The organism is Flavobacterium sp. LC2016-01 (assembly GCF_009711135.1).
Classification (GTDB): Bacteria; Bacteroidota; Bacteroidia; order Flavobacteriales; family Flavobacteriaceae; genus Flavobacterium.
Map to the genome: position 1 here is coordinate 351,021 of NZ_WMIC01000001.1, position 26,150 is coordinate 377,170.

Genomic DNA, 26,150 nt, shown 5'->3' on the forward strand with positions numbered 1-26,150 from the left:
GTTGTTGATTTTTAATTATTTGTATTAGTATGTTGTGTTTTTCTGTTTACTTCTGCTTATTTTGTTTAAGAAAAATTAAACAAAATATAAAATGACATTTAAGACTTTAAAAATCAGGATAAAAGTAAAATTGGTCATACTTTTGCGATACTAAAACTGAATTTTTGTTGTTATAAAGAAAAACGAATTATGAAAAAATTTTGGATTTTATTTTTAATAAGCACACTAGCTTTTTCGCAAGATTTTAATAAAGTCGATTCTGATGGTAAAAAAGACGGAGTTTGGAAAGGAACTTACGAACTTTCAAAACGCCCGCGTTATGAAGGAACTTTTAGTCATGGTAAAGAAACAGGAGTATTTAAATTTTTTGATGATACCAAAAAAGGCGACGTAATTGCAACTCGTGATTTTACTGCAAATGATGGAAGTTCATACACGATTTTTTATGATCAGAACAAGAATAAAGTAAGCGAAGGAAAAGAAGTTGGAAAATCGCGTGAAGGTGAATGGAAATATTACCACAAAGCTTCAAAGGTTATAATGACGCTTGAAAATTATAAAAATGGAAAGCTTGAAGGGACAAGATCTGTCTATTATCCTGATGCAAAAATCGCCGAAGAAATGATTTATAAAAATGGTTCAAGAGAAGGGATTTATAAAAAATATGGGCAAAATGCAATTCTGCTGGAGCAGTCAACTTATAGAGATAATGTTTATAATGGCGATGCTGTTTTCTATGATTCGGATGGTGTTATGGCGTCTAAAGGAAAATTTTTGAATGGTAAAAAAGTGGGAATGTGGCAGTTTTATTCAAGAGGGAAATTAACCAAAGAAGTAAACATGAGCGACCCAAAAAGTAATTATAAAGCTGATTCAAAGCCAAAAATGGAATAAATTGAGCTTTTTAAACTAAGTTTTTTTGCCACAAATTCACGAATTTATTTTAGAAGAAAAAATTTGTGAATTCGTGGCAAACTTTTTTTAAATTTGATTGTCTAACACTTTGAAAGAAATGGATTTAAACGAGTTGATTGGCCGATTTTTATTGTTGTTTTTTTCGATTTTGGTTTTGTATTTTTTCTCTAACCGAAAAGATAATGAAACCATAAATCCATTAATGGTAATTGTTGGGTTGTGTACTTTTTCGCTTTGTTATTTGTTTACCAAAATTGAAATTGGTGTCGGAATTGGTTTTGGCTTATTTGCGATTTTTTCCATTTTAAGATTCAGAACGCAGTCTTTTACCGTAAATGCGATTATTTTTCTTTTTGCAACAATCACACTTTCGATTCTAGATATTATGTATCCGTATGAAAAAATTGAAGTGCTTTTATTTTTTCAATTGATAATTATCGGATTTTACATTGCAGCTTCGCTTATCGTAAACAAAAAAGCTTCTAAATATTTAAATTCTGTTGATGTTAAAATCCCTCTTTTAAGCGATTTTTCTTTGGAGAATGGAAACGTACGAAAAGCGATTCAGGAAAAAATAAACATTCAAGATTTCGATTTTAAAATTGTATTGGTAAACACAGTTGCAAACGAAATTGAACTTCAGGTTTTTTACTGATTATTCATTAAAAGGCCTAACCTGTTTAATATATAAATCCCTATTTTCTCCCACAATTTTAAACTCTATGTCGACCGGATTAAATCGGTTTTTCTTCCAGTAACGGTACATTTTGGTTTCAATTTTTTTGCTGACTAAAAAAAGATTACTCATTTCTTTTCTGCTCAATAAAGGTTCATTATTGTTTAGATTTGAATTGGAGGTATAGTCAACATCAAAGTCAGAATCATCTTTTCCATCATTAAAATGAGAAGCAATAAACTGCTCACAGATTTCTCCTTTTTCTGGTTTTACAACTGAGTTTTCGCCTTTTTGAACATTAACTGTAATTCCGGGAAAATCTTTTCTGAAGATGTTTTTTGTGATAACTACGCCATTTGCAAGTTCATCCGGAAAAGAGCGATGAACCAAAACGCCCATTGCAATATTATGCTGATCAATTCCAAAAAGCTCTCGTTCAGTATAAGAAGCTTCATTCCAGACGCTCGCCCAAACTTGTTTTATTGCTTTTTCGAAAGTTTTGATCGTGTCGCCCACAATTCCTGTTTTCGAATCATATAATCCGGCGCCGTTAAAATCGTCTAAATCTTCGGCATTAGTTGATGATCTGAATCTAAAGTTTTTGAATTTAGCATTTTTAAAAGTCTGATTTAATTTAGCAATTAGTCCTGGATCAATTGGTTCCTGTTTTATTGCGTCTCTAATCTTTTTTAATTGCTTATGAATCCAAACGGCAGAATCTTTATTTGGATATGCTAAAAGTTCTTCAATTAAAGGTGAAATCGACTTTTTTTGAATGTGTTTGGTATAAAAATAAAACGGAATTGCATGTGCATCTTCCGGAGTTTTAAACGGAATTTCTTTTGAAATAGCGACTAAATAAGCCATATTCGTTGCTTTTGAACCAATGTAATTCACACCGTTTTTTGGAATCGTATTTAAATCAACTAAATCGGTAACGCTGTTATCCGTTACAAGTATTTTCTTTTTTGAATTCGTTTTCTGAACTATTTTTTTGTTGGTTTCTTTGATATAAAAAGTATCAATTTGAATAGTTAACTCTACTTTTTTAGAAAGCAGCCTTTTGATGTTATTGTCTTTAAAAGCTTTGGTGTAAGCCATAATCGGAATTTTTCTGTTTTTGCCTAAAAGAACCAAATGACTTAGCGGTGTCTGGAGTTCATTTACAATAATTCCTCTAACATTTGGCAGTATATCTGGCGTTCCGTCCAAAACTATAATTTCATCAGCATTTGGTTTTATGGTTTCCAAATCCTTTATTTTATATTGTTTTAAGATTCCGATATTGTTTCCAGAAACCACTTCCTGATACGTCACTTCATTAAATATATAATCTGATTTTACACAGGGAATTTTAAATTTCTGTTGCTGGAACCATTCCATTTTTTCAGGATTATTCAGATAGAAATTTAATTTCGGGCCAATAAAAGTGGACTGCACAATTAGATTGTAAAACCTTTCGATCAAAGGAATCGGCATATGATCTGAAGCAGCAAGTTCGAAAACCCATTTATCAGTTCCTTTGATATGATTTAAATTTCCGAGCAAATAGTTTCGGTTTTTTTCGGTATCGCTGTAATTTTCATCATTAAAAACTTCAACTCCTCTGTCATAGCCTAAATAATCGGTAACAAAATCATAATGAAGCGGAATCAAAGTACTGTTGAAATAATACATTTTCTTTTGTTTCAAATCGTAAATAATTTTTACCGATTCGATATTCGAAAATTTATCCGATAATGGTTTTCCCTTAAAAGCCTTATAAGAATCGTAATCTGGCAAAGAAGCGCTGAATCGCTGCGCACTCAAAGAGGCTGTTAGAAGCAGTAAAATAAAGCTGTAAACAATTTTTTGCATGGCATTTTTATTGATTATTAAAAGTAATTAAAAAAAACGATAGCTTTTGTCTACTGCGGGATTATATAAACTAATCGAAACGGTTATAATTTTCTATTATTTGGCTTATCTTTGCACCCTTGTAAAAATATAAACGATTTAGAATGAAACGTGTAGTTGTTGGACTTTCTGGTGGAGTAGATTCTAGTGTTGCCGCTTATTTATTGCAGCAGCAGGGATACGAAGTTATTGGCCTTTTTATGAAAAACTGGCATGATGATTCGGTTACTATTTCTAACGAATGTCCTTGGTTAGAAGACAGTAATGATGCTTTATTAGTAGCAGAAAAACTTGGAATACCGTTTCAGACTGTTGATTTAAGCGAAGAATACAAAGAAAAAATCGTTGATTATATGTTCAACGAATACGAAAAAGGAAGAACTCCAAATCCTGACGTGCTTTGTAACCGCGAAATCAAATTTGACGTTTTCATGAAAATTGCTCTAAGTCTTGGTGCTGATTATGTAGCAACAGGACATTATTGTCAAAAAAACGAAATTGAAGTTGACGGAAAACCTGTTTATCAGTTAATTGCCGGAAACGACATCAATAAAGATCAGTCTTATTTTTTATGTCAGTTATCACAGGAACAATTATCAAAAGCATTGTTTCCTATTGGAGCTTTGACAAAACCAGAAGTACGCGAAATCGCTGCTGAAATGGAATTGGTAACAGCCGAAAAGAAAGATTCGCAAGGATTATGCTTTATTGGTAAAGTTCGTTTGCCTGAATTTTTACAGCAAAAATTACAGCCAAAAGAAGGCAAAATTGTTCAGATTGATAAAAATGATCCAATTTATGCTGTTGAAGAAACGGCAGGATTATCTTTAGAAGAACAATTAAAAGCGGAATCTGACAAACTGAATTACTTGCCTACAATGGGAAAAGTAGTTGGGAAACATCAAGGCGCTCATTATTTTACAAACGGACAAAGAAAAGGTCTGAATGTAGGAGGAACTACTGATCCGCTTTTTGTAATTGCAACTAATGTTGATACCAATACTATTTATACAGGTTTATCAAGCAATCATCCTGGTTTGTTTAAAAAAGCTTTGTTTGTTGGTAATTCTGAAGTGCATTGGGTTCGAACTGATTTGGCTTTAAAATCAGGTGAATCAATGGAAGTGATGGCCAGAATTCGTTATCGTCAGCCTTTGCAGAAAGCTATTCTGTATCAATTTGAAAACGGAATGTACGTTCGTTTTGAAGAACCTCAATCTGCTATTACTGAAGGTCAATTTGTTGCGTGGTATTTAGATAATGAATTAGTTGGTTCGGGAGTAATTTCTTAGCTTTATACTTTTTTATAGGGAATTTTCCTTTTTAAAAAAGTAAACTATGAAGTACTGTTTCATCTTTTTTCTTTTGCTTTTTTCTTCTGCGATGTTTTCGCAAGAGGATGCATGGGTTTATTTTAAAGACAAGCCAAGTTCGCAATCTTTTTTAGATAAGCCTTTGGATATGTTGACACAGCGTTCTTTAACCCGAAGAACGGCTCAGAATATTGCATTGGATCTTACCGATGTTCCCATTGAAAAAAGTTATATAACCCAAATAAAATCAAGTACGGGAATTACAGTTTTAGCCAAATCAAAATGGCTGAATGCGCTTCATATAAGCGGAACTCAAACAAATGTTTCGGCACTTAAATCATTATCATTTGTTGACAAAGTTGTTTTTACGAATAAAACTTTAAATACAGCAAAAAGAGTTAACGAAAACAGTACCGCACAAACAAAGAATAAGCTCCAAACAACGATTGATTATGCCTATGGAAATGCGGCAAATCAAATTCAAATGCTGAATGGACAGGCTTTACATAAACAGAATTATACAGGTTCAGGAAAAATAATTGCAGTTTTAGATGCGGGTTTTCCGGGTGTAAATACCGCACAGCCTTTTCAGAATCTGCAAACAAACAATAGGATTTTAGGCGGATATGATTTTGTAAATCGAAATACCAATTTTTACACTGGCGTTAATCATGGGACTTTAGTGCTTTCAACCATGGGCGGTTACAAAGAAAATGCTTTGATTGGCACAGCTCCGGATGCTTCTTATTATTTATTTATTACTGAAAATGATGCTTCTGAAAATCCAATTGAAGAGTCGCTTTGGGTAGAAGCAGCTGAAAGAGCAGATAGTCTTGGTGTTGATATTATTACAACTTCTTTAGGTTATTTTGAATTTGATAAAGCGGGCGAAAGCCATACGTATAGTGATATGAACGGCAGTACCACTTTTATTTCGCGTGGAGCAGAAATCGCTTTCAGCAAAGGAATGATTGTATTGGCTTCTGCAGGAAATGAAGGTAAAAGTGCTGAACCTCATATTGGTGCGCCGGCCGATGCCGTTTCGGTGTTAGCAGTTGGATCTGTGACTTCGGGAAAAGTAAGATCTGATTTTAGTTCTATCGGGCCAAGTTTTGACAATCGGGTAAAACCTGATATTATGGCTCAAGGAACAGCAACCGCAGTTTCTGATCCTTCGGGAAATATTGGCACGTCAAACGGAACTTCTTTTTCATGTCCGGTTATGGCGGGATTGGTCGCGTGTCTCTGGCAGGCTTTTCCATCAAAAACAAATAAAGAAATCAGACAAATGATTTTACAATCATCAGATCGTTATACAACTCCAGATTTTAATTACGGTTACGGAATTCCAAATTTTGGGTCTAATTTAGGTGTCAATGATTTCTTCTTATCCTCAACTTTTTCAGTTTTTCCAAATCCAGCTAAAACGACAATTTCTTTTCAATTTCCGGAGGAGAATTATACAGCGTCAGTAACAATTTACTCGCTTTTGGGACAGAAATTAATTGAAAAACAAATTACAAATCAAAATCCATCTCTTTCTGTTGAAACCTTAAACAGCGGTCTTTATTTTTATACTTTTGATGCTGAAGGTTTACATAAAACAGGAAAGATAATTAAACAATAACAGCCTACTTGCATGAATAAAATTACGCAGCTTTTTAATATAAAATATCCAATAATTCAAGGCGGAATGATTTGGAACAGTGGTTACAAATTAGCTTCTGCCGTTAGTAATTCGGGCGGTTTAGGTCTTATAGGTGCGGGTTCTATGTATCCTGAAGTTTTAAGAGAGCATATTCAAAAATGCAAAAAAGCGACAGATAAGCCTTTTGGAGTCAATATTCCCATGTTATATCCAAACATTGAAGAAATTATGAATATCGTTGTTGAAGAAGGCGTGAAAATCGTTTTTACTTCGGCAGGAAATCCTAAAACATGGACTTCATTTTTAAAAGAAAAAGGAATCACAGTTGTTCATGTAGTGAGCAGTTCTGTTTTTGCTTTAAAAGCGCAGGAAGCAGGAGTTGATGCCATTGTAGCAGAAGGTTTTGAAGCCGGCGGACATAACGGACGTGACGAAACAACGACGTTAACTTTGATTCCGATGGTGAGAGAAAAAATCCAAATTCCGCTTATTGCTGCGGGAGGAATTGCAACAGGAAGAGGAATGCTGGCAGCAATGATTCTTGGTGCCGATGGTGTTCAGGTTGGAAGCCGTTTTGCTGCTTCGGTAGAATCTTCGGCTCACAATAATTTTAAAGAAACTATAGTTACTATAAAAGAAGGGGATACACATTTAACGCTGAAAGAATTAGCGCCTGTTAGATTGGTGAAAAATAAGTTTTATCACGATGTTCAGGCTTTGTATGAAAAATGTCCTTCAAAAGAAGATTTAGTGCAGCTTTTAGGCAGAGCGAGAGCAAAAAAAGGAATGTTTGAAGGAGACCTTGACGAAGGTGAACTTGAAATAGGACAAATTGCCGGACTCATTCACGAAATTTTGCCTGTTGAACAAATTATCCAGCAAATGATGGCCGAATTTGATGCTGCTAGCAAAGAAAAGGCTAAATTTGAATTTTAATTATCTGTAAGAAATATTTCATGAATTTTATTCGCATTTCTATATTACTATCATTTTTTATTTTTGGACTGCAAAACGTTCAAAGCCAGTCTTATAATTTTAAAACTTCGGGTTTTAGCGTTTTAGAGAAAAATCAAAAAGGGACCTGGGGCGAATGGTCTAATTTAGATTTAGTAAACCTGAGTGTGGTTTTAGACACTAATAAACACAGAATCGTAGTTTATTCGCAGGAAATTCAGCTTTTTAGTATTTTGGATTATATTGAAAGAGAAGAAAACGATACTGATATTGTGTATTCTTTTATGTGCAAAGATAATGACGGCAAAGAATGTAAGCTTTCTATTATTACCCGCAAAAAACAAGACTTCCGTAAACAGCTTTATATTAACTACGACGATCACATTATTGTTTATAATATTTTTAGTGTGTAGTTTTTAAGAATAAAAAAGAAGCCCGGTATTTTTAAATACCGGGCTTCTTTTTTTTAATAAGTTTAGAATTTACTGCGTCACAATAACCACAATTTTATTGAAATCGGCAGCAGCGTTAATAACCGCTTTGTATTGGTCAAAACTTGCCAGCGGATAATTTACAATATTGTAATACTCTGTATTTTCGATCGTAACTTCATTTTTGTTTTGAGAATATTTGCTCGTGAAAGCAGCTTCAGTTTTACCGTTTAAATCGGTTTTAAAGTCCATTACAAACTTATCCAAGTTTTTGATTTTAGCACCTTCAGGCAAAACAATTTTTATTTTACGGGTGTAGTAATGCGGATAATCAATTTCGATAGGAAGCATACGTTTGTTTTCCTGATAAAATTCCATCTGGCGTCCAATAGTCTGTCCCACAGAGAACAAATAATTTTCTCCCGCTTTCTGAATCATATCTTTTCCATCAAATGTTAGGTTCAGTTTGTATGGTTTTTTGCCAATAAACTCTGTACCGTCATTTTCTGTTGTAAGCGTTTTGTATTCGCTTTGAAGTGTATAGTTTTCAGAAACACTTTTCAGCATTGTTTTGTATTGTTCTGCCGAAACAAAATCTTTTATCGGCTGAAAATTCAAACCAGAATAGCCGCCATAAGTCATGTTGCTGGTAATTAATGGATTTTCTAGATCTTTTGTAAAATCAACTGTAATATCCATATAATCATGCGTGATTTCGGTTCCTGGAATTTCGATAAAATTGATTTCACCAATTCCCATTGCAACGCCGGCAAATACTTTTTCTTTGATAAATAATCCGTTGTTGTTTCCTAAATAATTTGGGAAAAGGGGCAAACGGTATTCGATTTCTGTTGGTGAAAGATATTTTTTGATGGCTGGAAAATAAAACAAGAAATCATTTAGGTTTTCATAGCTTTCAAAATCTTTGTCAAAAGGAACTTTGTAACGGCTTGAAGTAAAAACTAGATTTTGCTCTATTTTAAAATATTTAAAAGCCGCAACATACAATTTTATAATATCAACACTATTTGCCTGTTTTTTGCTGATTACATCGCTCAAAGAAGGCTGCATGTCGGTATATTTATCGTAAATGATTGTCTTTTTGATTTTGTTTTCGATATTCCAGATCTGTTCTTGAGGATCTTTAGATTCCGGAATAGAACTACAAAAAGTAGCAATTGCTTTTTCTTGTTTTTTATCTAAAACAGGATTGATTCTTTCATAAGTAGCAGTCGCGTATTCCTTAAAATTATTCAGGTTTTTTGCGCCGTTATAAAGGTTTGCATCCAATTTGTAACGGAAAAGTTTTAGTTTGACATCCCAATTTGAGTATTCTTCATCATCTTTTAAAGCAGGAATATCTTTTTCGGAAATACTGATTACTTTTTTATTTTCCAATTTTTTGTCATCCAAAACAGGTTCGCTCAAACCATTATATGATTTCGTTTTAAAAACAAGATGTGCAGGCGTAATAAGTTCAAAATTATATTCGGCTATTGGATATTCATCCTGCATTTTGATTGTATTTCCTTTCAAATCTGGATTTTCTTCAAGAACATATAACTTTTCGATCACGGCGCCTTTTTCAAGTCCGTTTAGGGCGAAATAGTTGTATTTCATTCCTTTTTCCTGATCAACCTCTTCTTTAATATCTTTTTTATCTAAAACAATCGTTTTCCCATTTTTTAAGATCACACGAACTTTTGTAACCAGTACATTTTCGTTATCACTAAACGGAATATAAATTTTATTGTTTCTTTCGATAGCATCATCAGAGTTGATGTATTTTTTTTCGTGAATCAGACGATATTGTGAAGCCGTGTTTTTATCCACTAAAATTTCAATTTTTATAGTACGGTTCAGAATGATTTCTTTTTCTGTTTCATATTTTTGAGGCACTTCAATTTTTACATCTTTTTCATTCCAGTCATAATTCTTGAAACTATATTCCTGAGCATAAAAGAGTGTAGTGCATAATAATGTAGCAAAGGTAAAAAGGGTTTTAAGGAAGTTTTTTTTCATTATTTTCAAGTAAAATTATGGTTTCGCTATAGTTAGATTTTAATTTTTTGATGGTTTCATTCCAAGGCTCAAAATCGGTTTTATTGAGCAGTAATTTCTTTTGCTGTAAACTGACATTTAAATACATAATGTTGTTCTTGAATTCATAAACAAAATGCGCTTTCAAATAATCATTATCTAAATCAAAGTTTTTTGGAAGATATTTGATCTTAAAGTTTTTCGGAATTTCGAGTGCATATTGTGTTGCGAATTCAGTAAGATATTCATATTCATACTGTGCAACTCTGTCTTTTGCAAGAGTTGCTTTTTCTAAAAATTTGTCTAAAAACAAATTCACGTAAATTTCCTTGTCCACTTTTACGATGTAATTATCAAGGTCAAAATTGTAATCAATCACATAAGGCAGATCTTTATCGGATAGATTTTCCTCTTTATAATCTTTCAAAATGAACTTATTATTTCCCTTTAAAACCAAAGATTTAATCATTTCCTGACGCGCTTTGTTTGTTGCGTCGCCAATTTGCATTAAAATATGGCTTCGGTTATAGCCAAAACGTTCCATTTTTGCATTTCCAATCAATTTGCTGTTTTCAATTTTTAAATTGACAGTTTCTTTAACTTCATTTTGACTTGGAGCAACCACCGGAACCGGATAGATCTTGTACTGGTCGTTTTCGCTAAAAAGAACTTCTTTTCCTTGTATAAAAGCCGTTGGAATGCCGTAACGGGTTTCTTTATCAGTTCCGTCTAAAAAGATATACTGATCGTCTTTTTTAAAAATAGCAATCATATGATTATCTACCGAAGGCGTTGCGAGATCATTATAGGAATACGGAATACTGCGCGTACCAATCCAGGCAACAGTCACATTTTTTACGCCGGCATAATTTGCCATGCAGGAAATAATACTGGCCATGTCTTTACAGTCACCAAATTTTCGCTCAAAAACCAGATTCGCTTCACGCGGAATAAATCCTTCGTAGCCATTTTCAAAAGCGATGTATTTAATGTTTGCTTTGACCCAGTAAAATATGCTTTTTACTTTCTCTTCATCCGTAGTTTTATCTTTGGTAAGATCCATTGTAAGCGCTTTCAAATCTGGATCTTCTTTTTTATTCAGGTCTTTTACAAAAGCTTTGTAATAATTAAAAAGCTCAGTAATAGTACCTAAAACCGGAGTTGTAACATTGTTAATGGTATATTCTTTAATATAAAAATCAACATGAGGAACTTGATATAAATATCCAGGAGTTCCGTCTTCATACTTTACAGGTTTTATATCAGTTAATGTCCATCTATGAATCCATTTGCCCTTTTTTTCTGTTTTAGAATAAACAATTGTTTTGTTGGGATCATTAAAAATCTTGTAATCAATCACAATGTTTTTATCCGTTTTGACTTCTAAAGTCGAATTTTGAATAGGCAAAACATCTCCAAAAATAAATTTGTGCAATAAATGCGGATCTAAAAACTGAGTCTGATAATTGTATACTTTTTTGGCTCCCGTTTCTAAATTCGGAAAAGTAAGCTGTCGTTCTTTTACATCATTATAAAAGATCGAACTCTGCTGTGACTGCTTTTCAATCGTCTGAGTTACTTTTATCTTTTTCTCTTTTCCGTTTTCATTAATAACAGTATACGCATCGTAACTTTTAAGCGGAATCAAATCGGAATAAGAAAAAGATTCTTTGTTGTTGATTATTCCGTTTTGAGTCAAGATCATGGCTTCATAATGATTATCAAGTATGATTTTAAGACCGTTGTTCTCAAAAGTAATATCGTACGCTTCCGTATTATCCAGAATGATTTCGTTATAATCTGGGTACAAGTTTTTTGTATCCTGAAATGATTTTTGTGCCGAACCTAAAACTGAATATAGAACAAAGAATACACTCAGAATTAAAGGTTTATTTGATAATGTCAACCAATTCATCTGAATCATATTTTTTTGTTTGTACTAATTTTCCAGCGCTATAAATCAACGTGTTTCCGTGCAGTTCATCATTTTTATAAGATATTGCAGCCCATAAATTTCCGTCTTCTTTAAAATATTGCTGCTGCCCTTCAAAATTATTGTTTTCAAAGTGCTCTTTTTTGTACACTTTTCCATTTGCATAATATTCAAAACGGTCGCCTTCTAAACTGCTGTTTTTATAATTACATTCATATTCTGGTTTTCCTTCAGCAGAACTGATAACGAATTTTCCGTTTAGCTGTCCTTTGTTTAATGCAAGCTGAATCGCTGGTTTTCCATTTGGATAATACGATACTATTTCAGCAGTTTGATTGCTGATAGGTTTTTTATCAGTCAGTTCACCAGTTTTGTTTTTTGTGATGAAATATTGAGGCATATTATTTTCGTAACCAATAATAACTAAAGGTTCCCCTTTTTGATTGTAATAAGTAGTTTCTCCTTCACGTGCCTCATTTTGCAATGAACTCTCCATCATTTTTGATTTATTGTTGAAATAACGAGTTGTTTTGCCATTTTCGTTGCCAAAAGAATATTCTTCGGCAAGTCTTAAGTTTCCAACAAAATCATATTGCTTGCTCAATCCGTTTAATTTTCCGCAATAATAGTTTTGCTCTAAAAGAAGAGCTCCTGTCGGCCCGTATTTTTTATATAAATTATGAAGTTTTCCGTTAACATATTCGGCATCTATCATCATATTTTTATACTTATCCTGAGAAATTGCTTTACCATTTAAAATCCCGTTTTTCATTTCCAAGGTTTCTGTAGAAACTCCATTATTGAAAGATAAGCTGAATTTTCCTGTTTTGTTTTTATAGTCAAATTCATTTTCCAATTTTTCATCAGGACCAAACGTTTTTCTAACGGTTATATAGGCGTTTACATAATGTTCAATGGATGCAATAGTTCCGTTTTGATTATAAATATATTTATCATTTGAGATATTGTCATTGTTCATGAAACCTTCTGTACTCACTTTTCCATCCGCATAAAAAGTTTGAAAAGGACCATTTTGTTTTCCTTTTTCATAATAAAAAAGCTGATTCACCTTGTCGCCGTCGTACCCTTCATAACGTCCGTTTAAAGTGTCGTTTTCAAAGTGTGCTATGCTTGAAAGCTTTCCGCTTTCCGTATAATTAGTGCTTAAACCGCTATTTTTCCCATTGATATAAGATTCTTTCAATCTAGGAAATCCAGATGAAAATAAATAACTCCATTCGCCTGTTTTTTTGCCTTTATCGAAGTTTCCTGTAATTCTAGTTGAACCGTCAAAGTTTTTCATCTCAAAACCTTTTTTAGTCACATTTACTTCTGTTCCTTTTGGTGCATCTTCAGTAAATTGAATTCCTGTTTTCAGTTCTCCAGCTTTGTATTTTTCTTCAAAATATTTGTTTCCAAAAGTGTCAAAACAAGCATAAGCATCCATTTCGCCTTTAGCAGTATATAAAGTCTCAGCAGATTTTTTTCCGTTTTCGTAATAATCTATTGATTTAGAAACATTGCCAAGCGAACAGATATTTTCTTTTTCTAAAGTTTTGTTGGTATAATACGTTTTATAGCTTCCTTCAATAAAACCGTTTTTGTAAACTGCTTCAGATTTTAAAGTTTTGCCGTCAAAATATTCGGCATAATTGCCTTCAATTTTGTCATCTTTACAGTTGTAAGTTTCTGTAATATCGCCAACTTCATTGTACGAAATGTATTTCCCACTCAATTTTCCATCGGCAAAATCAATTTCATTTTTTTTCGTTCCAGCTTCATAAAGACAAACTAAAGTACCGTTACGCTGATCGTTTGTAAAGTTTATTTCGCAGGTTTTTCCGCCATTTGGGTAATACGATGTGCTAATTCCGTCAAGCTTATCATCTTTGTAATTTTCATATAAAGAAATGTTTCCATTTTCATAATAAACCTTTCTTTCACCGCTTAATTTTCCGTCAGCAAAATATTTTTCTTCAGTAAGACGTCCTTTTTCATCATAATATTTTTGAAGACCATCTAAAACGCCATTTTTAAAGTTAAGTTCACCGCCTAAGTTTCCAAAAGCATTTAAATACTTGCATTTTCCGTTAAACTCGCCATTTATTTGTGGGCCAATGATAAAAGGTCGCTCATTTCTGATAGTAACTACAACATCTTCTGTTTTGCCGAAAAGATCCAGTTTTCTGGCTGCAAAAACGGACCAGAAGCTCTTTTGAATATAATCATCATTAAAAGACATTATCTTTTTCTTTTGCTTAGTCAGCTCTTTTCCAATTTTATCTTCTAAAGAAAGCAAACTGTAATAAGAGTAATTTTCCAACTGATTTTTTGCAACCATGTCTTTTACCCACGGAATGTAAGTGGTTTCAAAAAAACCGTCACCCATTTTATGTTCCACAGCATATTCTGCAACTGCCTGAACTTGACGTGTAATAACATCATCAATGCTTGACTTTATCTTATATACTTTTTTTAATGGAAGCTGATTTCTTAAGATCGTTTCGATTTCCTCAAAATTATCTCCAGATTTTGAGAAAACCAGTTTGTTTTCCTCAAGATAATTTTGCCCAAAGCTGGAATTTAACTGCACAACTGCTTTAGCAGCAAACTGGCCAGTAGGCGCAATAGCAAGGTAGCTCATTAAGGCAAGAGTCCCTTCGGTAATTTTACCGTTTTCAAAAGCCATAATTCCTAATAAATAGTGCGCTGAGGCATAATTAGGATCATTTGTAATGATGGTTTTTAATATATCAAGTGCTTTTTGTGTTTCTTTTTTACGAATATAAAGTATGGCAAAATTGTACTGAAAAGTGGAGTAATTTCCAATGTACTTTTCACCTTCTTTAAATATTTTTTCTGATAATTCGTATTCTTTTTCGTTGCTTAAAAAGATCGCATACATTTTATACAGCTCCGGAAATTCCTGCATTTTTCCTTTAGCATATAAATTTTCTAAATGCGCTTTAAGCTCTGTTTTTTTCTCCTGAGCATTCAGGACAAGACCTATTTCGTATTGTGCATTAAGATATCTGGGGTCAATTTTACTGATTTTTTGATATTCTTTTAAGGCTTCATCATATTTTTGAGTATCATATAATCTTTCACCTTTTTTGATTATGGAATCATTGTTGTAAACAAAAGCATAATCAGTTTGAGCATAGTTTTTTGAAAATGAAACTAAAAAAAACACCAGTAAAAGTTTTCTCATTGCAGATTTAGGTTTTTCAAATATAAAAATTTTGACCAAATCTTCATTGATTATAGGTATTTCTTTATTAATTATTTTTAAGATATCTTAAAAACAAAACAAATATGTTGTAATCCCTTATAAATAGTGATTTTTAGATATTTTTTTAATAAATGTTGAATGCTGAAAGAATAAAAAAGAAAACCCCACAAGAAAGAATCAGCAGGGTTTAAAAATCTTAGAATCTCAGCACCTCAGTACCTTAGCAACTTAAAAACTACTCTATATCTTTAATAAATTCATCATACTCTAAATAAAACATTTCAAGCGCATGCATATTTTCGTTAAAAAAATCAAAAATGGCATCCCAATTATTTCGGTTGCTGAAACCAATTCCTTGTTTTTCAACCCAAATTCGGCTGATGGTTTTCCCGCTTTCCAGCGTATAATTTTTTTCGAAGACTAAATCCTTAATAAATTCCTCTTCCAGAATATTTTTTAAGGCTTCTATTTTTTCAAAGTAGGCATTTCGTTTTTCGTCACTTCGGTGTTCAATATCAATTAAAACCTGTGCTTTTTTATTGTCAACATAAAACTTAAAAGAGAAATCTTTGATTTTTGTATCATAAAGAACCCATTTTCTCGGATACTTTTCTGCAAAAGCTACCCAAAATTCTCTTTTCATGCGTTGTGATTCTTCTTTACTGTACATTATCTATGGCTTTATCTTAGAAAATTTGTAGAACCGCATTTTCTAGAGTATATTTATATTTTATTTTAAAGTACAAAAATAAACTTTGAATATGGATTTTCAAGATTTTTTGCAATATGTTCCTAATTTAATTCCTGTTGAACTTCCAGCGACGAATTCGCATATAAAAATGGCGCCAAAGGAACGCATGCAAGAGCTTAAAAACCTCGATTTAAGTGCAAAGAATCCGAGAATTGCTGCTGTAATGATGCTGTTTTACCCTAAAAATGGCAAAACTCACTTGGTTTTAATCGTCCGCAATGCTTATAATGGCGTCCATTCATCGCAAATTGCATTTCCAGGCGGTAAATATGAAATTTCCGATTTTGATTTTAAAGATACTGCGTTGCGAGAAACCAATGAAGAAATTGGTGTTCTTCCTGAAAAAATAGAAGTTGTTAAACAATTTACGCCAATGTACATTCCGCCGAGTAATTTTTTGGTGCATCCTTTTATGGGAATTGCTAAAGAAGAGCTTTCTTTTTATCCTGATATCCGTGAAGTAGCGGCTATTATTGAACTGCCATTATCTGTTTTTTTAAATGATGAAATTATCATCGAAGCCACATTGTCAACTTCTTACGCGGCTAATATTTTGGTACCGGCTTTTAGTATTGAAAATCACGTTGTCTGGGGCGCAACAGCGATGATATTAAGCGAACTGAGAGACGTTCTAAAAACTGTTTTAGGTGAAAAATCATAAAAATGAAAATTTAACGATTTGATATTCATTATTATAACGATTTATTTCCGAAATTGCTTTATAGTATTGCTAAAAGAATAATTTTTGTATGTTTGCGACTTAACAAAAAAAACACAATAAACAGCTATGGGATTGTTTAAACGAAATCCTTTTGGACATATATTATTCATCAAGAAATGGTTAATCCGAGTCTTGGGAGCTATGACGCACCGCAGATACAGAGGATTTAATGAATTGCAGATTGAAGGATCTGAAATTATTAAAACATTGCCTGATACTAATGTGCTGTTTATTTCAAATCACCAAACTTATTTTGCTGATGTGGTGGCGATGTTTCATGTGTTTAACGCAAGTTTAAGCGGACGTCAAGATACTATTAAGAACATTGGTTATTTATGGCAGCCAAAAATGAATATTTATTATGTTGCTGCTAAAGAAACAATGCAGGCTGGTTTACTGCCAAGAATTCTGGCTTACGTTGGTGCCATTACTGTTGAAAGAACTTGGCGCGCAAAAGGTGTAGACGTAACTGAAAAAAGAGATGTTAACCCAAATGATACTGAAAATATCAGAATCGCTCTTGAAGATGGCTGGGTAATTACGTTTCCGCAGGGGACTACAAAATCGTTTAAACCTGTTCGCAAAGGAACGGCTCATATTATCAAACAGCATAAACCTATCGTAATTCCTATTGTTATTGACGGTTTCCGTCGTTCGTTTGACAAAAAAGGTTTACGAATGAAGAAAAAAGGAATTCTGCAGTCATTCATTATCAAAGAACCTCTTGAAATTGATTATGAAAACGACACAATCGACGAAATTGTTGAAAAAGTAGAATACGCCATCGAACAGCATCCATCATTCTTAAAAGTTATTCCAGCCGAAGAAATCAAAGCACAGGAAGAACTTAACAGATTAAGACAGTGGGAGTATTAAGAGGTTAGGTTTTGTTTCAGGTTTCAAGTTTCAAGTTTGAAAAAACTTAAAGTCTTAGCAACTTAGAACCTTAGTATCTTAGTATCTTAGAACCTTAGTATCTTAGAATCTCAGCACCTTAGAAATCAATTTTCTTCAGCTCTTTATAATTCGCATATAATCTGCGTAATAAAGTTCCGTACACTAATCTGTAAATACACCAGAATAGCCCCAATATTCCTAATATTATCAGAAATAAAATTCCGACAGTAAAAAACATTGTTTTCCCGCTTTCGGCAAGTTGTTCTCTAAAAAATGCCATATCTGGATTGTAAACAAAAGCAATGAAATAACTCAAAATAGTTATTAAAACAAGCATTCCAAGATTATACCACACATAATACTGAACTGTTTTTCGAGTTCGTAAAATCGCCCCCATAAGTGATTTTGTTGCGACTGTCGTTGAAATTGTTTTATAATTTTTATAAAAAATAACAATAAAAACTAAAACAACTATATAGTTAAAATAGGTAAGTATTTCCATTGCCAATACAATCTCCGGATGATTCATTTTTTTCAATAAATCGTCAGTATTGATAAATAAGTTTGAAAAAGTCCAAAAAGTAACTTCCAAAATACTGATAATCAAAATCCATTTCACAATTGAAGATGATTTTTTGTGAATCATTCTGTAGATTTCTTTTTCAGAAATTTGCTCAAAAGAATCCGAGTTCTTTTTCCAGTCTTTTTTTAATAAATCCAGTTCTTTCATAATAATTTTTAAGGATTTAGTATTTTTTTAAGTTTCCCTTTGATCCTGTTCATTTTCACGCGCGCATTGACTTCGCTGATTCCTAAGGTTTCAGCTATTTCTTGATAATCTTTGTCTTCTAAATACATAAAAACTAATGCTTTTTCGATGTCGTTGAGCTGGTAAACCGCTTTGTACATCAATTTAATCTGTTCTTCCTCTTCATAGTTGTAATCAACATCTTTTACAAAATGCTGATGACTTTCATATTCTACTGTCGATATGGTTCTTTTGGTTTTTCGATATAAAGTAATGGCAGTATTTAAAGCCACACGATACGTCCAGGTCGAAAATTTACTGTCGCCTCTAAATTTAGGATATGCTTTCCAGAGCTGAATGGTAATTTCCTGAAACAAGTCTTTGTGAGCATCTTCGCCGGCAGTATATAATCTACAAATCTTGTGGATTATATTCTGATTTGCCTGCAATTGCGCAACAAATGACTGTTCTAGATTTTCGCTCATAAAGTATTAGTAGTGTTGAAATCACTTTTGTTACAGTGTGAAGTTAAAAAAAATTAACATAAAATTAAATTTTTGCTGTATTCTTACATTTTTTTATTTCGTTCCCAACCTTTTAATAAGAATTGGGCTCTATAGTATAAAACAGCAGTATGAAAAAACTATTACTATTTCTTTTTTTATCCGCCATTGGACATTCTCAATCTATCTTTAAAGGCAATGTAAGTTACGAAGGCCAGCCCATTCCTGGCGCTCATGTGTGTGTTTTGCATACTAAAAATTGTGTTTCCACAGATTTTGATGGAAATTATGCTATTGAAGTAAAAGAAGGTGATTTTTTGCAGATTTCCTGTGTTGGTTTGGAAACGAAAACAATTAAAATTACCAACAGGACTTTACTTGAAAACGACGAAAGAGTAGTGCCAATACTAAGTAATGATTACACGGATAAAATAGAAAAATCCTCCGATTCAGTGCCAATTTCTAAACCTTCGGGCTATTATGATAACAGCTTAGAATTAAATTTTAACGACCGTGATATAAAGAATATTATTCGAAAAGAAAATGGTTTTTATAGATTGAAAAGCCGATATGATTATAATAGAACATTTTTTGAGGTGGTTCAGGAACTTTTGGTTTCGTCGCCGTTTCGTCTTCCAAAATATCAAAATGCATATGCGCAGGGAAGAAGCCAAAATGGTGCGTTGACTTATCAGTCGCCACAGACAAATGAAATTTTCAGCTGGGGTCCGCAAGTCAGTTCATTGCAGTATTCTCAGAATGTTTCAGAATATTATCCTCAGGGTGATATTGTGAATCGGACTTCTGCTGGTGCAAATCAGTTGGAACTTTATAATCCGAATCACTTTTTTCAGAATACCATAGATAGCAAAACCTCTTTAAGCGCTCAAATTATTGGCCCAAAGAAAAACTTCTTAAAAATAAACTTTGCTTATAAAACCGGAAATATTGCAATTCCAGATACTCGTAATAATGAAATTACGACTTCTTTGCGATATTTTAGAGAGGTTTCAATCAAAAGCAAAATTGATGCGATTTTGAGTTATAATAATTTTGAGAATAATTTATCGAACTCCAATTTTGCAATCAATAAAATTGTTTTTGCAAATGCCGTTACGCCAATTCATTTTGACAATCGTATTGCTTCTGTTTTGTCAAATGGTTCACAGAGAAGTTATTCGGCTTTAGAAAATAATCCCTATTATTTGTTGCAGAACAATCTTGACCGAAATAAAAGTCAGACACTATCATTTAATTTCAATCTTAATTATGATAGTATGGACAACGAAAATAAAATTAACGCAAGTTTTCAGTCTTCGGAAATAAAAAACACAAACGGACAGCCTTTTTATATGGCAGGAATCACTGCACCAAATTTTAATGAAAGAACCGAAAATTTTAAAAGCATTTCGGTGTCAGATGTTTACCGTCATAAATTTAATTACATGAAGTTTATAGAATCAAAAATCGATTTCCGATTTTTTGATCGGGAATTGAATCGTGATTATTTCAGCGGATTTGCCTCTTCTTCTGATTTTCCAAAAAACAGTCAAAATCAGACCAATTTTAATGTTGCGCAAGATCGATTTGAAGTTTTTTATAATATAAATGGGTCGTTTTTTATTAATGATCTGGATGGATATGACTGTGATGTAACGATAAAAGCGAAAACCGATTTGAATTATTCGTCAACGGTTCAAAATCATTTTATGAAGAATTATTATGGATCAGCCGAATTCAAAAATATTCTTCAAACGCGCATAAACTTTGGAATTGATTACGGATATAATGAAACCGAACCTTCACTGCAAAACAATAATTTGAATTTTAATTCACTGCGTTTTCAAATCAATCAATTTAAACAACTTGAAAATAGTTGGGAGATCATAACGCCAAGAGGTGCTGCGCCTACAAAAGAGCAGATTACGAATCTTAAATTGAGTTATGAATTTAATTATTGGAACGTAAATCTGAATTATTATTCAAAAAAGGTTGATAATTTATACGCGCCAATTTTGAATTCTAATGCGGTCAGCTGGTCGCCAGATGTTAATTACAAACAAAACGGAATCGAGTTTGAAATTCGGAAATCATTTTCTTATAACCATGAGATTAACTATAATTTCAATATAAATTTCACGTATTACAAAAATGAGGTTACAAGTTTAAACAGCAATTTGAGCAGTCTTCCATTTGCCGGTTTTGCTGATGTTAATAAAAATTATATTGTGGGACAGCCACTAGGAGTTATTGTTGGAAACGGTTATTTGAGAGACAGCAGTAAAAACATAATTATTGACGATGCTGGTTTTCCTATAAAAGATGCACAGCCTAAAATTTTAGGAAACCCAAATCCAGATTTTGTTGTGGGGTTTTTTAATGCTTTTAAATATAAAGAACTAATGCTGAATTTAACTTTTGAGTGGAGTCAGGGAGGAGAAATCTGGAACGGAACACAGCAGACTTTGAATTATTATGGAAAATCTGAATTAACTGGAAACCAGCGTAATGTTACCAATTACATATTTGACGGTGTAACGCAAAGTGGTTTGCCAAATACAAAAGCGGTTTCGTTTTATGATGCCGGACTTCCGGTGGAGCAGAATCGCTGGGTTCGATATGGAACTGAAGGAATTGCTGAAGATGCAATTGAAGATGCAACTTATTTTAGATTGAGTTCAATTAGTTTATCGTACTCAAAAGCAACAAATTGGACACGAAACAATCTAAATTTTACTCTTACAGTTTTTATGAACAATGCTTTTATTGCGTCTAAAAGTAAATCGGCTTTTAGTAGTAATTCTATGTTTAGTTCAATCGATACTACCGGATTAGATTATTTCAATTCGCCAATGATGAAAAGTTTTGGTTCCTCTCTAACTATTAAATTTTAATCCGATGAAAAATATAAAATACGTATTCTTTTTATTAGTGTTTCAGAGTATTTTTTCTCAAAATACTGAAACCGATTGGAATACAGCATATAAGTGGTCAATAACCGAAAAAGTGTATTTGCATTTTAATAACGTATTGTATTTTCCGGGTGAAACAATTCATTTTAAAGCCTATATCACAAAAAGTGACAATAGACCAACAACTTTGAGCGATTATCTTTATGTGGATTTCTTAGACGCCAGCGACAAAAAAATAAATAGTCAAACTTATGTTGTAAAAGACGGAAATGCTGTTGGATCGTATGCAATTCCACAAGATGGAGCTTCAGGAATTTATAAAATTCGTGCTTATACACGAATTCAGGATAAGGTTGCTGAAAATATTTTTGAAAAGACTGTTTTTGTACAAAAAGTGATTTCACCAAGAATTTTAATGACTTTAGATTTTAAGAAAAAAGCCTACGGAAAAGGAGAAATCTGCCAAGCCGATTTTGAGCTTAAAAATCTGGAAAATCAGCCTATTAAAAATTATGATTTTAAATATGACATTTTTATTGGCGGAGCAAAAATGGATTCGCTTCATGCAAAAACAGATGATTTAGGAAAAGCAGTAATTCAATTTAAACTTCCGGAAAATTTAAAATCGAATGACGGAATTTTGAATGTTATGCTGGATTATGACAATTTCAAAGAATCGGTTACGCGTTCTATTCCAATAAACCTGAATTTTGTTGATCTGCAGTTTCTAGCAGAAAGCGGTAATTTGGTTTTGAGTGAAGCGTCGTCATTGTTTTTTATAGCAAAAAATGAATTTGGGCTTCCAATGGATGTTGCTGGATTTATTGAAGATGAAGAAGGCAATAAAGTCACAGATTTCAAAAGTTTTCACGACGGAATGGGGAACGTCGCATTAAAATCAGAAGAAAATAAAAAATATTTTGCTGTTGTGACTTCTCCCTTTAAATCGGAAGAAAAAATTGCATTGCCGGTGGCAGAAAAAAATCTGTTTGTATTAAATGCAGAGAAAAGTCAGGAAGATGTTCTTTTGAAAATTTATTCACCAACAGACGCTTCCGGAAAATTATTAGTTCGAAATACGGCAAAAATTTACAAAACATTGGCACTGAATTTAGTTCAGGGCTGGAATACTATTTCGATCAATACAAAAGAATTTCCAATGGGAATTCAGTCTTTTTCATTATTGATTCAAGATAAAATTGTGGCTGAAAGATTGGTTTTTGTAAACTATCAGGACGGACTTAAAATTCAAATTAAAACAGACAAAGAAAATTATCTGCCAAGAGAAAAAGTAAAAGTTTCGATTATTACAACAGATAAAAACAATGCTCCAATTGCGTCTAATCTTTCCGTTTCTGTCGCCGATTCGAAGCTTTTAACATATATCGATGACAAACAAGATAATATAGTGTCGTGGCTTCTTTTAGGTTTTGAATTGAAAGGAAAAATTCATGAGCCAAGATTTTATTTTGATGAAAATAAACCGCTTCAGGAAAGAGAAAAAGCCATTGATTTGCTTTTGAATACGCACGGATGGAGAAAATACGATCAAAAAGAGCTACAAAAACTTTTGTCAGAAGCGGCCAATATTCAGCCGGAAAAAAGCAATACCATTGAAGGATTTGTACTGACTAAAAAAGGGAAACCGGCCAGTGTAAAAGTTATGTTTTTTACAGAGCAGGGAAAAGTTTTTGAAACGAAAAGCAACAAAAGCGGTTATTTTAAATTCAACCGAATTCACTTTTCTGATTTTGGTTATCTGGTTGCCGAACATAAATATTATCGCGATCTGACCATTAAGAATTCATTTTCAGATGAATATGAATTTTGGAAATTAAGATCCAGATTAACAGATACATCAACACCAAATATTCATTACAAATACACCGAAGAGAAAGAAAAAACGACCAGAAATGTCCAATTATCTGGAAGCAGCATTATTTTAGATGCTAATTCTAATGCATTACAGGAAGTGGTTACAATAGGTTACGGAATGACAACAAGAAAAGCGCTTACAGGCTCAATTGTGAAGATTTCTTCTCAGGAAATTTTTTCAAATGCATTGAGCGGGCGCGCCGCAGGAATTCAGATTTCATCATCTTCGGGTCAGGTGGCTTCAGCTGATAAAGTTGTAATCAGAGGATTGTCTTCGATTTATGGAAACAGATCTGGCGGTCAGCCCTTAATTGTCGTTGATGGAATTCCATATGCAAATAATGAAAATTCATCTGTATTTGGCAGTCTTCCTGTAAATTCAATTGAGTCGATAACAATATTAAAAGATGCTTCTGCAACTGCCGTTTACGGGTCAGCGGGCGCTTACGGAGTTATTTATGTTACCACAAAAAACAAGGCAAATCCGGCCAATATTGTATTGGGCAAAACACATAATTATACATTTCAGGAAATAAAAAGATCTAAAATAAAAGATTTAAATGAAGCGGAGACTTTTTATGCGCCAATATACAAATCAGTAATCACTGAAGAAAAAACAGATTTTAGAAACTGTATTTATTGGAATTCGATTATCCAGACAGACAATCAAGGTGAAGCTCATTTTGAATTTCATAATTCAGATGATAACACTTCTTTCAAGATTTTAGCCGAAGGAATTTCGTATAAAGGTGACGTAGGGAAAGCGGAAGCTGTTTATGCAGTAAAAGATTTGATTCAGACTGATGTAAAAGTGCCTTTGTATGCTTCTCGAGGCGATAAAATCGTATTGCCGCTTTGGTTAAAAAACAATTCAGATAAAATGCTGAAACTAGATTGTCAAGCCAATTTCAATAAGCAAAATCTTATCCTGAAAGATTCCTTAATTCATTTAAAACCAAATGAATCGAGAACTGTTTATATAACGGTAAAAACAGATAAAATAGGAAAACAATTGCCATTGGAAATTTTATTGAATGCTGAAAATTTTAAATCTAAAATCAAAAAGAGCATCGATATATTTTCAAGAGATTTCCCAATGAATATTGATATTTCGGGAACCAGATCACAAACAAAAGATTTCACTGTTGCAGAAGTTATTCCGGGTTCTATAGATTCTGGATTTAAATTATTCTTGAATCCGTTTTCTTCCATTTTTGACGGACTCGAAAGTATGATGAGCGAACCTCACGGGTGTTTTGAGCAGGTTTCGTCTACAAATTATCCTAATATTATGGCGATGCAGTTGTTGAAATTTAAAAATACGACTCCACAGTTTAAAGAGAAAGCTTTAAAATATTTAGAAATCGGTTATACGAAATTAAAAAATTACGAATCAAAAGAGGGTGGTTTTGAATGGTATGGCGGAAATCCTGGTAACGAAGCATTGACTGCGTACGGTTTACTGCAATTTTATGAAATGAAAGAGTTTATCAATATTGATCAAAAATTAATTATTCGATCAATGAATTGGCTGGATTCTAGAAAAGATGAAAACGGAGGATTTAAGCAAAATCCTGCAAAATACGGCTTTTCGGGAATCAAATATGTTGTTAATAATGCTTATATCGTTTATGTTTTGTCTGAAATTGGACAAGTTGATATTGAGAAACAATATGATACTGCTTTAGCTGAAGCCTTAAAAAGCAATGATTTGTACCGAATGAATTTGCTGGCTCTGGCTTCGTTTAATCTTAAAAAAATGCCCGAATACAAACAGCTGATGGATTTGATAAAAGCAAAAGTGAATAAACTCGCATTTAAAGAACTTAACGCCGAACAATCTGTTATTAATAGTTATGGCAGGTCGATGAATGTTGAAATTGCCTCGCTTTATGCGCTTGCTTTATTAAAAGAAAAAAAAGTTACAAAAGAGATTTTTAATGTTTTAGATTATATTCAATCATCAAAAAATACCTATGGATTTGGTTCTACGCAAGCAACAGCACTCGCATTGAAAGCGATTACAGAATTTTCTAAAATCAATATGGATTCGATGATTTCTAATGATGTGAGTATGTCGCTGAATGACGGAGCAATCGATTTGTCTAAAAAAGATACCAATGAAAATGTAATTTTGAAAGACTTAAAGATTAATACAGGAAATAATAAATTTTCGATTCAAGTTCCCGAAGAAAAATCAGTTCCGTATTTATTTTATGTACAGTATCAAACTTTACTGCCCAATAATGCCAAAGAATGCAAAGTGAGTTTAAAAACAAAATCATTGGTAGATAAACTGAAAATAAGCGAAACGGCAAGAGTTGAAATCGAGATTCAGAATAAAAGCAATGAACAGCTTTCAAACCCAATTGCCAGAATTGGAATTCCAGGCGGATTAGCTCCTGAGCCTTGGCAACTGAAAGAATTAATAGAGAAAAATGTGGTCGATTATTATGAGATTTTCGGAAATGAATTGGTGCTTTATTTCAGAAAATTAGATGCGAATGAGACCAGAAAAGTAAATATTGATTTTAAAGCAGTTATTCCTGGGAAATATAAAGGTGTTGCTTCGTCAGCGTACTTGTACTATGAAAATGAACACAAAAATTGGAATTCTGGTTTAGAAATTGAAGTTCTGCCTTAATTTAAAAGACTGATAGCCTAACAGGTTTTTAAAACTTGTTAGGTATTTTTAGTTTCAAAGT

General features: G+C 32.8%; 17 protein-coding genes. 10 read left to right on the forward strand and 7 right to left on the reverse strand.

Going from position 1 to position 26,150, the window contains the following annotated elements; all coding sequences use genetic code 11:
- Positions 1–189 precede the first annotated feature (189 nt).
- Both GKZ88_RS01565 and GKZ88_RS01570 read left to right on the forward strand, forming a co-directional pair.
- Positions 190–894 (forward strand): hypothetical protein, encoded by a 705-nt coding sequence (locus GKZ88_RS01565; protein ID WP_155100648.1) that lies wholly within the window; start codon positions 190–192, stop codon positions 892–894.
- Positions 895–1,012: 118 nt separating this feature from the next.
- Positions 1,013–1,570, forward strand: coding sequence for a DUF4956 domain-containing protein (locus GKZ88_RS01570; protein ID WP_155100649.1), 558 nt, complete (start codon positions 1,013–1,015; stop codon positions 1,568–1,570).
- Here GKZ88_RS01570 and GKZ88_RS01575 read toward each other — a convergent pair whose 3' ends face one another.
- Positions 1,571–3,448, reverse strand: coding sequence for a PEP/pyruvate-binding domain-containing protein (locus tag GKZ88_RS01575; RefSeq protein WP_155100650.1), 1,878 nt, complete (start codon positions 3,446–3,448; stop codon positions 1,571–1,573). It abuts the gene before it with no gap.
- A 143-nt stretch (positions 3,449–3,591) separates the two neighbouring features.
- On the opposite strand from GKZ88_RS01575, the gene mnmA reads away from it, so the two are divergent.
- From mnmA to GKZ88_RS01595, 4 genes are read left to right on the forward strand one after another with little or no spacing between them, the layout of a single operon-like run.
- Entirely contained in the window at positions 3,592–4,779 is a 1,188-nt protein-coding gene (mnmA, locus tag GKZ88_RS01580; RefSeq protein ID WP_155100651.1) for a tRNA 2-thiouridine(34) synthase MnmA, read from the forward strand.
- A gap of 46 nt (positions 4,780–4,825) precedes the next feature.
- Positions 4,826–6,427 carry a S8 family serine peptidase gene (locus GKZ88_RS01585; RefSeq protein WP_155100652.1) on the forward strand — a complete coding sequence of 534 codons (1,602 nt, stop codon included), beginning with the start codon at positions 4,826–4,828 and terminating at the stop codon, positions 6,425–6,427.
- A 12-nt stretch (positions 6,428–6,439) separates the two neighbouring features.
- On the forward strand, positions 6,440–7,384 hold the full coding sequence (locus GKZ88_RS01590) for a nitronate monooxygenase (protein ID WP_155100653.1): 945 nt from the start codon (positions 6,440–6,442) through the stop codon (positions 7,382–7,384).
- 20 nt (positions 7,385–7,404) lie between these two features.
- Positions 7,405–7,815, forward strand: a complete 411-nt coding sequence (locus GKZ88_RS01595) for a hypothetical protein (RefSeq protein WP_155100654.1) — start codon at positions 7,405–7,407, stop codon at positions 7,813–7,815.
- Positions 7,816–7,884: 69 nt separating this feature from the next.
- Here the strand turns inward: GKZ88_RS01595 and GKZ88_RS01600 are convergent, their stop codons facing one another.
- The 4 genes from GKZ88_RS01600 to GKZ88_RS01615 form a co-directional block, all read right to left on the reverse strand.
- Positions 7,885–9,855 carry a DUF3857 domain-containing protein gene (locus tag GKZ88_RS01600; protein ID WP_155100655.1) on the reverse strand — a complete coding sequence of 657 codons (1,971 nt, stop codon included), beginning with the start codon at positions 9,853–9,855 and terminating at the stop codon, positions 7,885–7,887.
- Positions 9,836–11,788: a DUF3857 domain-containing protein gene (locus GKZ88_RS01605; RefSeq protein WP_196216438.1), complete on the reverse strand. Its 1,953-nt coding sequence runs from the start codon at positions 11,786–11,788 to the stop codon at positions 9,836–9,838. The genes GKZ88_RS01600 and GKZ88_RS01605 overlap by 20 nt, the downstream gene beginning before the upstream one ends.
- Positions 11,763–15,017, reverse strand: a complete 3,255-nt coding sequence (locus GKZ88_RS01610) for a toxin-antitoxin system YwqK family antitoxin (RefSeq protein ID WP_155100657.1) — start codon at positions 15,015–15,017, stop codon at positions 11,763–11,765. The genes GKZ88_RS01605 and GKZ88_RS01610 overlap by 26 nt, the downstream gene beginning before the upstream one ends.
- A gap of 256 nt (positions 15,018–15,273) precedes the next feature.
- Positions 15,274–15,708, reverse strand: coding sequence for a DUF4268 domain-containing protein (locus GKZ88_RS01615; protein ID WP_155100658.1), 435 nt, complete (start codon positions 15,706–15,708; stop codon positions 15,274–15,276).
- Positions 15,709–15,799: 91 nt separating this feature from the next.
- Between GKZ88_RS01615 and GKZ88_RS01620 the strand changes: the two genes are divergently transcribed.
- The gene (locus GKZ88_RS01620) at positions 15,800–16,450 is read left to right on the forward strand and encodes a CoA pyrophosphatase (RefSeq protein ID WP_155100659.1); all 651 of its coding nucleotides are present in this window, start codon (positions 15,800–15,802) and stop codon (positions 16,448–16,450) included.
- A gap of 126 nt (positions 16,451–16,576) precedes the next feature.
- Complete coding sequence (locus tag GKZ88_RS01625) at positions 16,577–17,386, forward strand: lysophospholipid acyltransferase family protein (protein ID WP_155100660.1); 810 nt, start codon at positions 16,577–16,579, stop codon at positions 17,384–17,386.
- Positions 17,387–17,504: 118 nt separating this feature from the next.
- Here the strand turns inward: GKZ88_RS01625 and GKZ88_RS01630 are convergent, their stop codons facing one another.
- A complete protein-coding gene (locus tag GKZ88_RS01630; RefSeq protein ID WP_155100661.1) occupies positions 17,505–18,137 on the reverse strand; it encodes a hypothetical protein in 633 nt (210 codons plus the stop codon).
- A gap of 8 nt (positions 18,138–18,145) precedes the next feature.
- Positions 18,146–18,640 (reverse strand): sigma-70 family RNA polymerase sigma factor, encoded by a 495-nt coding sequence (locus tag GKZ88_RS01635; RefSeq protein WP_059118031.1) that lies wholly within the window; start codon positions 18,638–18,640, stop codon positions 18,146–18,148.
- A gap of 149 nt (positions 18,641–18,789) precedes the next feature.
- On the opposite strand from GKZ88_RS01635, the gene GKZ88_RS01640 reads away from it, so the two are divergent.
- Positions 18,790–21,552 (forward strand): carboxypeptidase-like regulatory domain-containing protein, encoded by a 2,763-nt coding sequence (locus tag GKZ88_RS01640; RefSeq protein WP_155100662.1) that lies wholly within the window; start codon positions 18,790–18,792, stop codon positions 21,550–21,552.
- A gap of 4 nt (positions 21,553–21,556) precedes the next feature.
- Positions 21,557–26,089, forward strand: coding sequence for a TonB-dependent receptor plug domain-containing protein (locus tag GKZ88_RS01645; RefSeq protein ID WP_155100663.1), 4,533 nt, complete (start codon positions 21,557–21,559; stop codon positions 26,087–26,089).
- Positions 26,090–26,150: the final 61 nt, after the last annotated feature.

Coding starts and splice junctions, on each gene's coding strand:
- GKZ88_RS01640 (WP_155100662.1), top strand. CDS start 18,790: ATGAAAAAACTATTACTATTTCTTTTTTTATCCGCCATTGGACATTCT.
- GKZ88_RS01600 (WP_155100655.1), bottom strand. CDS start 9,855: ATGAAAAAAAACTTCCTTAAAACCCTTTTTACCTTTGCTACATTATTA.
- GKZ88_RS01625 (WP_155100660.1), top strand. CDS start 16,577: ATGGGATTGTTTAAACGAAATCCTTTTGGACATATATTATTCATCAAG.
- GKZ88_RS01570 (WP_155100649.1), top strand. CDS start 1,013: ATGGATTTAAACGAGTTGATTGGCCGATTTTTATTGTTGTTTTTTTCG.
- GKZ88_RS01630 (WP_155100661.1), bottom strand. CDS start 18,137: ATGAAAGAACTGGATTTATTAAAAAAAGACTGGAAAAAGAACTCGGAT.
- GKZ88_RS01605 (WP_196216438.1), bottom strand. CDS start 11,788: ATGAATTGGTTGACATTATCAAATAAACCTTTAATTCTGAGTGTATTC.
- GKZ88_RS01590 (WP_155100653.1), top strand. CDS start 6,440: ATGAATAAAATTACGCAGCTTTTTAATATAAAATATCCAATAATTCAA.
- GKZ88_RS01620 (WP_155100659.1), top strand. CDS start 15,800: ATGGATTTTCAAGATTTTTTGCAATATGTTCCTAATTTAATTCCTGTT.
- GKZ88_RS01635 (WP_059118031.1), bottom strand. CDS start 18,640: ATGAGCGAAAATCTAGAACAGTCATTTGTTGCGCAATTGCAGGCAAAT.
- GKZ88_RS01645 (WP_155100663.1), top strand. CDS start 21,557: ATGAAAAATATAAAATACGTATTCTTTTTATTAGTGTTTCAGAGTATT.
- GKZ88_RS01610 (WP_155100657.1), bottom strand. CDS start 15,017: ATGAGAAAACTTTTACTGGTGTTTTTTTTAGTTTCATTTTCAAAAAAC.
- GKZ88_RS01565 (WP_155100648.1), top strand. CDS start 190: ATGAAAAAATTTTGGATTTTATTTTTAATAAGCACACTAGCTTTTTCG.
- GKZ88_RS01615 (WP_155100658.1), bottom strand. CDS start 15,708: ATGTACAGTAAAGAAGAATCACAACGCATGAAAAGAGAATTTTGGGTA.
- GKZ88_RS01575 (WP_155100650.1), bottom strand. CDS start 3,448: ATGCAAAAAATTGTTTACAGCTTTATTTTACTGCTTCTAACAGCCTCT.
- mnmA (WP_155100651.1), top strand. CDS start 3,592: ATGAAACGTGTAGTTGTTGGACTTTCTGGTGGAGTAGATTCTAGTGTT.
- GKZ88_RS01585 (WP_155100652.1), top strand. CDS start 4,826: ATGAAGTACTGTTTCATCTTTTTTCTTTTGCTTTTTTCTTCTGCGATG.
- GKZ88_RS01595 (WP_155100654.1), top strand. CDS start 7,405: ATGAATTTTATTCGCATTTCTATATTACTATCATTTTTTATTTTTGGA.